General features: G+C 35.4%; 7 protein-coding genes. 4 read left to right on the top strand and 3 right to left on the bottom strand.

What is annotated here, in order from left to right; genetic code table 11:
• Positions 1-113: 113 nt before the first annotated feature.
• Positions 114-1376: an aminotransferase class I/II-fold pyridoxal phosphate-dependent enzyme gene (locus tag A3SG_RS0115725; protein ID WP_016990961.1), complete on the bottom strand. Its 1263-nt coding sequence runs from the start codon at positions 1374-1376 to the stop codon at positions 114-116.
• Positions 1377-1589: 213 nt separating this feature from the next.
• Between A3SG_RS0115725 and A3SG_RS0115720 the strand changes: the two genes are divergently transcribed.
• Complete coding sequence (locus A3SG_RS0115720) at positions 1590-2393, top strand: NYN domain-containing protein (RefSeq protein WP_016990960.1); 804 nt, start codon at positions 1590-1592, stop codon at positions 2391-2393.
• On the opposite strand, the gene A3SG_RS0115715 is transcribed toward A3SG_RS0115720, so the two are convergent.
• Both A3SG_RS0115715 and A3SG_RS0115710 read right to left on the bottom strand, forming a co-directional pair.
• Positions 2390-4765, bottom strand: coding sequence for a hybrid sensor histidine kinase/response regulator (locus A3SG_RS0115715; RefSeq protein ID WP_016990959.1), 2376 nt, complete (start codon positions 4763-4765; stop codon positions 2390-2392). The genes A3SG_RS0115720 and A3SG_RS0115715 overlap by 4 nt on opposite strands.
• A gap of 557 nt (positions 4766-5322) precedes the next feature.
• A complete protein-coding gene (locus tag A3SG_RS0115710) occupies positions 5323-5511 on the bottom strand; it encodes a hypothetical protein (protein ID WP_016990958.1) in 189 nt (62 codons plus the stop codon).
• A 1114-nt stretch (positions 5512-6625) separates the two neighbouring features.
• On the opposite strand from A3SG_RS0115710, the gene A3SG_RS0115705 reads away from it, so the two are divergent.
• The 3 genes from A3SG_RS0115705 (at position 6626) to A3SG_RS0115695 (ending at position 10189) form a co-directional block, all read left to right on the top strand.
• Complete coding sequence (locus tag A3SG_RS0115705) at positions 6626-7204, top strand: non-canonical purine NTP diphosphatase (protein WP_016990957.1); 579 nt, start codon at positions 6626-6628, stop codon at positions 7202-7204.
• Between the two features lie 203 nt (positions 7205-7407).
• Complete coding sequence (locus A3SG_RS0115700; protein WP_016990956.1) at positions 7408-9333, top strand: DEAD/DEAH box helicase; 1926 nt, start codon at positions 7408-7410, stop codon at positions 9331-9333.
• Between the two features lie 88 nt (positions 9334-9421).
• Complete coding sequence (locus A3SG_RS0115695; protein ID WP_016990955.1) at positions 9422-10189, top strand: carboxypeptidase-like regulatory domain-containing protein; 768 nt, start codon at positions 9422-9424, stop codon at positions 10187-10189.
• Positions 10190-10610: the final 421 nt, after the last annotated feature.

Genomic DNA, 10610 nt, shown 5'->3' with positions numbered 1-10610 from the left:
CATGAATGGATTTTTTACTTTATTACTGAGCCCTGAAACTTTTCTTACCTTCAAGGACTTATTTGTGTTAATTTGCAATAGACCAATAAAAACTCACCACAGCTAACTAAATATTATGCGTCTAAATCTACTTTCGTTTTAGAAGCAATTTCTTTGTAGGTACCGTTTTCTAACTTCTCACGAATAGCTTCAAAAGCCACAAGAGTTTCATCAATATCAGCTAAAGTATGCGGAGCGGTTGGAATTACTCGTAATAAAATCATTCCTTTTGGAATCACGGGATAGATCACAATCGACAAGAAAATACCATAGTTTTCTCTCAAATCATTTACCATTACCATCGCTTCTGGAACACTTCCCTCAAGATAAACCGGAGTAACACAGGTATTTGTATCTCCAATGTTAAATCCTTTACTTCTCAAACCGTTTTGTAATGCATGAACATTTTCCCACAGTTTATCTTTTAATTCTGGGTTATTTCGCAACAACTCTAAACGTTTCAATGAGCCAATAACTTGAATCATTGGTAATGCTTTAGCAAACATTTGAGAACGTAAGTTGTACTTTAGATAGTCAATAACATCTTTATCAGCTGCAATAAAAGCACCAATGTTAGCCATCGATTTTGCAAAAGTCGAAAAGTAAACATCAATATCATCTTGAACCCCTTGTTCCTCACCTGCACCAGCACCAGTTTTCCCTAGTGTACCAAAACCATGTGCATCATCAACTACTAAACGGAAATTGAATTTTTGCTTCATCGCAACAATTTCTTTCAGTTTACCTTGCTGACCGCGCATTCCAAAGACGCCCTCTGTGATAAAAAGGATTCCTCCTCCTGTTACTTCAGCTAATTTAGTAGCACGTTCCAAGTTTTTTTCCATACTCGCAAGATCATTATGACGGTATGTAAAACGTTTACCCATGTGCAAACGAACACCATCAATGATGCAAGCATGAGCATCTACGTCATACACAATCACATCATTTTTTGTAACCAATGCATCAATTGTTGACATAATTCCTTGGTAACCAAAATTTAATAAATATGCTGATTCTTTCATTACAAAAGTAGCCAATTCATTCTCTAATTGTTCATGGTATTTGGTATGACCACTCATCATTCTCGCTCCCATCGGATATGCCGCACCGTATTTTAAAGCTGCTTCAGTGTCTGCTTTTCTAACTTCTGGATGATTTGCTAAACCTAAATAGTCATTCAAACTCCAGTTCAAAACTTCTTTTCCGCCAAACTGCATTCTAGGTCCTAGTTCACCCTCTAATTTAGGAAAAACAAAATATCCTTCGGCCTGTGAAGCCCATTTCCCTAAAGGTCCTTTATTATTCTGAATCCTTTCGAATAAATCTTTTACCATAATGTATTTAAGTAATAATTTTAATTGTTAAGAAGATGCAAAAATAAATATTTAAATCTTAAAAAAGGATTTTATGTCACTTTATTTTAGTATTTCACTCGCGAAGCATCCTTTTCTAACAAAAACAGCCGATATAAGAGGGCGTGAACAGCAAAAATTAGTTTTGAATAATAAACTTTGTACCTTTGACTAAAATTTCAATTCGAGAATAATATGTCACAGGATTCAAAAGAATTAAAACTTGCGGTACTTATAGATGCAGATAATGTTCCTTACAGCAATGTAAAAGGGATGATGGAAGAAATTGCTAAATATGGAACGCCTACAACCAAGCGCATCTATGCCGATTGGACCAAGCCAAATGCCGCAGGATGGAAAACTGTTTTGTTAGAATATGCAATCACACCCATTCAGCAATACAGCTACACCGTGGGAAAGAACTCGTCAGATTCAGCTATGATTATTGACGCCATGGACTTGCTATACTCTGATAAAGTAGACGGGTTTTGTATCGTTTCTAGTGATTCTGATTTTACCCGCTTAGCGATCCGGTTGAGAGAATCTGGCATGAAAGTGATAGGAATGGGAGAGAAAAAAACGCCTAATTCCTTTATTGTTGCCTGTGATCGTTTTATATATATCGAAGTTTTAGATGGTGCCATTCAGAAAAAAGCAAAAAAACGGACTAGCACTGCAGACACCAAAAAGCCAGCTGGAAAAACGGTTGGAAAACCGGTTGAGAAACCGGTTGAGAAATCATTAAATAAAATAGATACACAAACAATAGAACTAATCGAATCGTCTATAGAAGATATTTGCGATGATTACGGATGGGCCTTTCTTGGTGATGTAGGAAATCTTATCGTAAAAAGAAAACCTGAATTTGACCCACGAAATTATGGTTTTGCTAAATTGACTCCGCTGTTAAAATCACTCACCGACATCCTTGAAATTGACGAACGAGAATCAGAAAAAAAAGGCATTAAACACGTTTTTGTAAGACTGCGCTACAGTTAGGCTAGCTTTTTAACGATATTATATAACGCTTCTTTTTTAATTGGTTTCGATAAATAATGGTTCATTCCTATTTCTGCTGTGCGTAATTTTGTGCTTTCCATGACATCCGCAGTTACCGCAATAATAGGAATGGTCGCATTTACTGCTCCTACTTCTCCATTCCTTATTGCAATTGTTGCCTCATACCCATCCATAACTGGCATTTGAAGATCCATTAAGACAAGATCAATTTTATTGGTTTTAAACATATCTAATCCTTCCTGCCCGTTATTAGCATACAAAACTACTGTATTCAACCATTTTTTAGTAATCATTTTAATTACCATCTGATTCATAGCATTGTCTTCTACTACTAAAATAGTTTTTCCTCCCAAGTCATAAACTGCAGGTTCAGAGATCACAATTTCACTATTCTGTGATTCAATGATATCAAAATCAAGTCTTATTTCACAGCTTGTACCTTTACCCACTGGGCTTTCCATTTTAATTTTTCCATCTTGCATATCCACCAATGTCCTTACAATAAACAAACCTAAACCAAGTCCCCCGAATTTTCTTTTATGATCCACATTATTTTGAGAAAAAGAATCAAAAATAGTATCTATTTTTTCTTTTGGTATGCCCACACCCGAGTCTGAAACTTTCATAATAAAACTTACCTTATTCTCTTTCTTCATCAGCATACTGATGTTAAAGTTCACAAAGCCCGAGGGCGTAAATTTAATGGCATTACTCAGCACGTTGTTTAAGATTTGTACTAATCTAGTTTCATCTCCTTTAACGACGAAGGGAATATTACCTGCAATCGAAAATTGGAAATCTAATCCTTTATCTTGCGCTCGTATTTCTGCGTTTTTTTTCAAATCCTCGAATACTTTTAAAGGGCTAAAGTTTGTTTTTTCTAACTTTAGTTCCTTTTTTTCAATTTTAGAAAAATCTAAAATATCGTTGACAGAACTGAGTAAACTATGGGAGGAGTATTTGATAACTTGGCATTTTTTTTGGATGTTCTCCTCTTGGGTTTCGCTCGAGATAGAATCTGTTAAGTTCATGATAGCGTTTAAGGGTGTTCGCAACTCATGACTAATATTCGATAAAAAATAAGTCTTTAAATCATTCATCTCTTCTGAACGAATTAAAGCGACACGATTCAGCTCATTCTTTTCGTTTTTCAAATTTCTTATTAGATTCGACATCGAAAGAGAAAGAAAAACAACTTCTATTCCCACACCTAACTTAGAACTGTTTTGTGTTAAAAAATTATTGGGTAATAAACCAAAATTATGCAATATAAATACGCCAAAGCCCAGAATCAAAAACAGAATACCAGCAGAGAAAAAAGGGTCTACTGCTTTCCTTTTGTAATATAGGTAAATTATAGAATACACAATCAGCAGCAGAAACACCAGCGTAAGCATGTTAACCAAAATGTAGGATAATACCAAAATTGAAGGAACAAATATCACACCCATTAATAGAGAAATCAGCAATACATAGGCCATATTAAACAAGATGTAGAGCGTTTTACTGTGCTCTTTTATTTTTAAAAATACTTCACTGTATTTTCCCGACAAAAAAACAGCAATTATAGCAATAAAAAGCACGGAATGGTTCGAAAACCATCCTGCATTAGGAGTTACAAACTGATAGAAAAAACCATCTAAAGCGAATTGCAAGAGCCCTACAAAAACAACATACAAACTATAATACAAAAAGGTGAAATTCCGTAAGGCAAAAAAGAAAAAGAAGTAAATAAGAGCTACAATTGCCAACATACCGTAGAAAAACCCAAAAACTAATTGCTCAAAGGACACCATTTGGATAAAATTATCTGCTGAGTATAAAATCACTGGGATTTTGAGTACTTCACCATCACTTTTTAAATGTAAAAACAATTTTAAGCTTGCTTTAGGCTGCAAACTAATTTTAAAAATCGTTCGACGATTATCATATGTTCGTTCAGAAAAAGGTAATAAATCCCCACTTACCACCTTCGAGATTTTACCGGAAACATTATCAATGATATACAATTCCGCAAGATCAGTTATGGGTAGGGCAGTTTCTAAATAATAATGCAGCTCTGAATCGGTTGCGTTTCGAAGAGCCAGTTTTGCCCAAAAATTATTTTGGGTAAAGCCCAGATCATCATTCGCTGTTTTTAAAGCGTTGGGATTCAATGTGTCATAATTTGTCATTACATATTGAATATCTAAATCTTTCTGACCTACGTCCGTGACGGTAGTATACGTATGCAATGATATTTTTTTAGGCAATGCATTGTCCCAAAATACATATTGTGAATACGTGTTTGTCAAAATAAACAGGAAAAAGAAAATCATAAAAGCTTTACTTGGGGTAGTATGTTTTTTCATTCTTGTATTTTATTCTTTGTGATAATTGTATTTACGTAGAAAATGCTTTTTTAGTTTTCCAGATTTCTTACAATTTGTGCGAAATGTATGCTTTTTTTCCGATCACAACTAAATATGTAGGCGAAGTTATATTCCCACTCAACTGCGGGACTCTAAAAACCTTTAGCACCAGAATAAAATCTTTGTTTCTAAGAGCAATGCCTTTAGCATCTCTGTCACAATCCATTTCTATCTTAGCGCTAGATAAGTCTTCGCTGCTATTTTAGTATTATTATTGCTTTTTCATGAGCATATGACTTTGAAATGCCATCCTTAGCAATTTTCCTGTTTTGTGCTATTTTAAATACCCTTTTGAAACTATTGCCGCGAGATACAGTGCTGTTTTACAAAAAGAAATACGGAAGAAAAACCATATTATTATGAATTATTGCCCACAAAAAACACTAGTAAAATTTCAAAAGCTAAAGAATTAAACTACACGCAACCATTCTTTACACTTGCAGTTGTAACTCATTTTATCCTGCAACAACCTTATTACAACGCGTTGCTTTGGTAAGCTAATTATCAAATAAAAAAGGCTTGGCGTTAAACTGTGCATCAGCCAGAACAATGATTTTGAATTGATTAGCCAAGAAGGGATGCTGCAGTATTATTTTCCACATTTTATACCTGCCGATGAAACAGAGAAGCGTACTATACCAATTTTCAAACGATGTGGGAATCGCAATTGCGGCCGTAGTTATCATTGACATAAAATATTAATTGGATTAAATATCCAAAACAAAATACGCGTACTATACAGCGGTACAATTGTATCAGGCTACTCCTTATTAGAGCGGTAGCAATGAGAGTAAATATGTACAGCGGTGATAGCCGTTTTTTGCTTTTGTTGGATTGCATTAAGGCATTGCCATGCAACGACAATGTTTATCTGATAGCATTTGAGACTCCAAATAAAATGCAAGCGAAGAGCTGGGCGGCAGAGCTAGGTCAGAACGGGTTTTCCATTTCCATAAAAATAATTTGCATACAGCGAATGAACTTCATGCCGAAGGTTTAAAATCAAGCGATTAGGAAGTTAAGGGCAGTCCTCTATGCGCGGCGAAGAATATACGCAGCTCTCTGATTTATATTTCCTAGATAACTTCAGAAGCGTCACAGGATGAAAAAGCAATGTCATCCATCACAAAAAAAAGGAGGGCTATGAAAGCCCTCCAATTGTTAGTTCTGATTTATTATCATCAACTTATACAATAAATAAAATAGAGCTGATTATTAAATTGTCATTCTCATATCAAGATTGACATAAATAAATAATTAATCAAAACCACATCGTAAAGTTACAACTAACTATAGCAAACGAAACTATCAATCAGGCTTTTAACTAATGATTAACTCATTGATAATAAAGCTTTAAGCAATCATCAAATTTACTTGTACTGATTTAATTTATTACTATCAATTCACTCTATTACTATTATTTTCCGCAATACTGTTTAAGAATCAGTTTAAAAAAACACACAATTCTCATCACACTTAAAAAAAGAAAGGAGGTTTTTGTACAGATGTCCCAAATAAACTTTGGCTGATTATCATCTAATTATCCCTTTTGGTACAACTTACGGTCTATTTAGCTACTCTGTGCAAATAGCCGTAATCAAAACGCCAAGGCTAATTACTTAGCAAAACGTATGGCATTTATTTAAAGCTTGAAAACAAGCCAAAAGTACTACCCTACATTGTCAAATAGCCAACGAGCAACAAGCTTCATACAATACCGATCTTATTAGAACGAAGATAACGCGCCCTTGTTAGGAATACTTAAAAAAACATACCTTTGATACATCAAAATAAAAATAAATGAAACTCGTCTTCGCTTCAAATAACAAAAATAAAATCAAAGAATTTCAGCAACAACTTCCCGCTACAATAGAAATAGTAAGTTTGGAAGACATTGGTTGCTACGAAGAAATAGAAGAAACGGCCGATACTATTGAAGGAAATTCTATTTTGAAAGCCAATTATGTAACCGATAAATATGGTTATGATTGCTTTGCGGATGACACAGGACTTGAAGTAGAAGCGCTGAACGGCGCTCCCGGAGTATTCTCTGCCCGATATGCAGGTGAACAACGCAGTCCTGACGACAACATGGATAAACTATTGCAAGCCCTATCTGATCAATCCAATCGAAACGCTCAGTTCAAAACGGTTGTTACGCTGAATCTTAATGGAAAGCAACATCTATTTACCGGAATAGCAAGTGGTGAAATTACCTTATCAAAGGTAGGAAACGAAGGTTTCGGCTATGATCCAATATTTCAGCCTGAGGGCTACTCAGCAACTTTCGCTGAATTACCGTCCGAAATCAAGAATCAGATCAGTCATAGAGGAAAGGCCACGCAACTACTAATCAGCTTTTTGAAAGATGAAATATAAGTGTTAAAATTCAACGATTTTATTTCAATAATTTACGTTCGCCACTTTTATTTATTTCGCCAATACCAAACTCACAGCCCTACTTCTCAAATTAAAAATATAACTTTCTGATAATCAATTCTTAATAAAATAGCGAAACTTGAAACAGCATTAGTTTATCTCAATTATTAACAGTACTTTTGCACCCTATTTTAAAAACACATATGAATAAATTTGAACAATTAGGATTGAGTGAATCGTTACTGAAGGCGATTTTAGATCTAGGATTTGAGAATCCGACCGAAGTACAGGAGAAAGCGATTCCCCTATTATTGGAAAAAGACACAGATATGGTTGCGTTGGCTCAGACAGGGACAGGGAAAACGGCAGCATTTGGATTTCCAGTTATTCAGAAAATTGATGCCAACAACAGAAATACACAAGCATTAATTTTATCTCCAACACGCGAACTTTGTTTGCAGATTACCAACGAAATTAAAAACTACTCTAAATACGAAAAAGGTATTAATGTGGTAGCAATTTACGGAGGAGCTAGCATAACAGATCAAGCAAGAGAAATTAAGAGAGGCGCACAAATCATTGTGGCGACTCCAGGAAGAATGCAAGACATGATCAATAGAGGATTAGTAAACATCTCTCAAATTGATTTTTGTATTCTAGATGAAGCTGACGAAATGTTGAATATGGGTTTCTACGAAGATATCGTAAATATCCTATCCACTACGCCAGACGAAAAAAATACATGGTTATTCTCGGCTACCATGCCTGCAGAAGTAGCTAGAATTGGAAAACAATTCATGAAAGATCCTATTGAAATCACAGTAGGAGCAAAGAATTCAGGTTCTGCAACAGTTTCACATGAGTTTTACCTAGTAAACGCACGTGATCGTTACGAAGCTTTGAAGCGTTTAGCCGATGCTAATCCAGATATATTTTCAGTGATTTTTTGCCGTACCAAAAGAGATACGCAAGCTGTCGCTGAGAAATTAGTAGAAGACGGCTACAGCGCTGCCGCATTGCACGGAGATTTATCTCAAGCGCAACGTGATGGTGTAATGAAATCTTTTAGAGGAAGACAAATCCAAATGCTTGTAGCTACTGATGTTGCGGCACGTGGAATTGATGTTGACAACATTACTCACGTAGTGAACTATCAACTACCTGACGAAATAGAAACGTATACGCACCGTTCAGGGCGTACTGGTCGTGCTGGTAAATTAGGTACTTCTATTGTAATTGTAACTAAAAGTGAATTGCGTAAGATTTCTTCTATTGAAAGAATCATCAAGCAAAAATTCGAAGAAAAAACAGTTCCTTCCGGAATTGAAATCTGCGAAACACAATTATTGCACTTAGCGAATAAAATTAAAGATGTAGAGGTTGATCATGAAATTGACAACTACCTTCCTGCAATTAATAACGTACTTGAAGACTTATCGAAAGAAGAGCTGATCAAGAAAATGGTCTCAGTTGAATTCAACCGTTTCATCAACTATTATAAAAAAACTAGAGATATCTCTAATCAATCTTCAGGTTCTGAACGACGTGATGACAGAGACGGTGCTCCAAGAGAAAATAATAATGGTGGTGCAACAAGATATTTTGTGAACATCGGTTCAAGAGATAACTTCGATTGGATGTCATTGAAAGACTACTTGAAAGAAACATTAGACTTAGGTCGTGATGACGTTTTCAAAGTAGACGTAAAAGAAGGTTTCTCTTTCTTTAACACAGACCCCGAGCACACAGATAAAGTTATGGAAGTATTGAACAACGTACAATTAGAAGGACGTCGTATCAATGTTGAAATTTCTAAAAATGATGGTGGCGGAAGACGTGATCACAACGGAAGAAATTCTGGTGGTGGCGGTTTTGGTGGCGGAAGAAGTTCTGCTCCAAGAAGAGAAGGTAGTTTTGCACCAAGAAGAGAAGGTTCAGGCGGCGGTAGAAGCGACAGAAACTCAAGTCCAAGAGAAGGTGGCTTTGGCGGAAGAAGCTCTGCTCCAAGAGAAGGTGGATTTGGTGGAAGAAGTTCAGCTCCAAGAAGTGAAGGTTCTTCAGACAGAGCTCCAAGACGTTCTGAAAGTTTTGGTGACTCATCTAGACCAAGAAGACCAAGAAGAGACTAACATTTACTGTTAATTTTCTTGTAATTATATAAGAGAACTATAAAATATTCAATCCTGTTTTACTACTTTTAAAGTTTTAAATCAGTTTATGAAATATTTAATAGTTCTCTTTTTTTTAGCCCTATCCATAAGCGCTTCCGCTCAAGACATAGTCCCTTCCCAAAAAGTATCCGGTTTTATTTATAACGATAACACAAAGTCAGTGTTAATTAATGCAAACATCATTAATATCAACAAGGTTAGAGGAGCACGAACAGATGCTAACGGTTATTTTGAAATTGATGTACAACCAACCGACACCCTGCACATTTCCCTTTTAGGATTTCAATCATTACGCGTTAAGGTGACGAATGACTGGATAAAAAATAAAGTCGCTAAAATTTTTCTAACGGAGCGAGCCATTGCCCTTGAAGAAATTGTCATCAGGCCTTTTAACTTAACAGGATACCTAGAGGTTGATTCAAAAACAATTCCCACAAGCGAAAATTACCGCTATAGTATTTCTGGATTAACCCACGGCTATGAAGCAGGTGAGTATTCCCCAAATGCGTTTGGACGCGTTCTTGGATCCATTTTCAACCCTACAGATCTGCTCTATAACTTCTTTGGTAAAAACCCAAATGAGCTAAAGAAACTCAAGGAAATGAAGAAAGACGATACCGTGCGTAACCTGCTAGAATCTAAGTTTGACAGAGAAACTCTTGCCGTACTTCTAGGTATCGATAAAAAAGAAATACCTGAAATATTGCAACGCTGTAATTACTCTGACTCTTTTATTCAAACCGCAAATGACCTTCAAATCATGGATGCTATTAGCGGCTGCTATGAAGAATATAAAATTTTGAAGAAAAAGTAATATAAACTGCGTAATCTGGATGCGTCAATCGTTGCTACAAAAGCTCAATATCCCCAGTCACTGTAGTTATTAGAGATCTATTTTTTTAAAGTAATATTTAGAATAAAGCAAAATAATACATACATTTACCCACATCGAAACTGAAAATCCAAATACTGATAAACATGGCAAAAAGTCAAGACGCGAAGAAAACCGCCAAAAAAGAGCCTCTTAAAACGGCAAAAGAAAAGAAAGACGAAAAAAGAGAAAAGAAAAACAGTCCTAAAAGAGACTAGTTTTAGTTTTTAGTACTCAGAATCGAAACACAAATTTTACGAATTTTCATCAATTAATTCTATCAATAGAAATTTGTACAATTTGTAGCTAAAAATATCGCTAATAAAAAGAGGCTTTTCGAAAATTACTTTCGAAAAGCCTCTTT

Source organism: Flavobacterium sp. ACAM 123, from assembly GCF_000264055.1.
Lineage (GTDB): Bacteria > Bacteroidota > Bacteroidia > Flavobacteriales > Flavobacteriaceae > Flavobacterium.
The sequence above is the reverse complement of the archived record's forward strand: the minus strand, read 5'-3'. Positions and strand labels throughout refer to the sequence as shown.